Here is a 1,406-nt window from a genome sequence, read left to right as displayed (position 1 = left end):
CCTGCTCCCACTTGATGCGGATCTGCCCCATCACCACGTGCGCGCCCAACGTCGGCGTCCAGTAGATGCTGCCGCGCTCGAAGTGGTTGAAGCGCCCCACTCCATCCGGCGTCGCCAGCTCACCGGCCTGGCACGCGCCCAGCAGCACGGGCCCGTTCACCGCGTCGTACTTCGCCTTGATGTCCCCCATGATCACGCAACTGGCGCCCCAGTTGTAATCGGTCCGATACCGGGAGAAGACCGCCGACACGAGCGACGAACCACCCACCGTGGTCCGTCCGCACTGCATGGCATACGCGCCCACCCACGGCGTGTACGTGTAGAGCGCGGCGGTGGCCTTGGTGGCGGGCGTCACCGTGCAGGGATCCAACGTCTGCTTGGTGAGACCGACCTTCCACCCGCTGACCGTGGGACGGCCCGCGTCCAGATCCCTCAAATAGTTCCGGATCTTCGCGGCACCACACTCCACCTGGTTGCCAAAGCCCGAGTAGCTCGTGTTGCAGCCACCACTGTCCGGGCAGCCACAACCGGTGGCCTTGGCCAGGTTGTTCGAGGTACCGCTCTGGATGAGGCCCGACTCGATCTGGATGCGCGCCAGCATGTACAGCGGGCTGATGCCATGCGCGCGCGAGCGCTCGACGATGAGCGTGGCGGCCGTCTTGTTGCCCCACACGGGATCCCTGTACCCGGCCAGATAGGAGCCCTTCTGCTGGAGGAACCCCTGCACCTGCGCGGGAGTAATCCAGCCCCACCCGGTCAGGTCGGCGTCCTCCATCAGGCGGTGCATGTCATGGGTCCCGGCCAGATCCATCAGGACCTCGCCGGTCAGCTCGTCCACGGGACGGGGCTCTTCATCGGGAGCACCGCAACTGATGGCGGTAAGGGTGCAGAACAGCAACAAACCACGCGACAGGCGCATGTGTCTTCTCGGGGGTAGAGGGGGGAATGGGGGGTCGACAAAGGGGTGGCCCCGCGGCGGGAGGCGGATGGGTCCTCTCCCGCCGCGGGCGGACTTCGGCTGCTCGCGGCGGACCTCATGGATCCGCCGGGATTGCTACTTCATGCGAACGGTGACGGTGTTGGTGGCGGTGTTGAGCGTGAGGAAGCCCTTCTGGAACTCGCTCTCGCGCCCACCGGTGACGGCGTACTCGTCCTTCACCGGGTAGCCCAACGCGCTGCGCTCCCAGCCCAGCGACTCCCACCTGGCCCGGATGGGGCCATGCACCTCATGCGCTCCCGTCGTCGCCGTCCAGTAGATGCTGCCGTTCTGGAAGTGGTTGAAGCGCCCCACCCCATCCGGCGTCTTCGTCTCGTCCGTCAGCGGGTAGCCCAGCAGCCCCGCTTCCCGCCCCAGCGCAATCCACTTCGCGTTGATGTCTCCAATCACCTCGTGCGCACCCGTGGCC

2 protein-coding genes are annotated in these 1,406 nt (G+C 66.7%); both read right to left on the bottom strand.

The window, feature by feature from the left end; translation table 11 throughout:
* The coding region (locus Q664_RS14025) for a hypothetical protein (protein ID WP_152622093.1) at positions 1–919 on the bottom strand (919 nt) is incomplete at its 3' end.
* Positions 920–1,054: 135 nt separating this feature from the next.
* Positions 1,055–1,406 (bottom strand): LGFP repeat-containing protein (locus tag Q664_RS14020; RefSeq protein WP_200883699.1); only part of this gene is annotated, 352 nt, incomplete at its 5' end.

Origin of the sequence: Archangium violaceum Cb vi76, assembly GCF_000733295.1 — a bacterium.
Classification (GTDB): domain Bacteria; phylum Myxococcota; class Myxococcia; order Myxococcales; family Myxococcaceae; genus Archangium; species Archangium violaceum.
The sequence above is the reverse complement of the archived record's forward strand: the minus strand, read 5'-3'. Positions and strand labels throughout refer to the sequence as shown.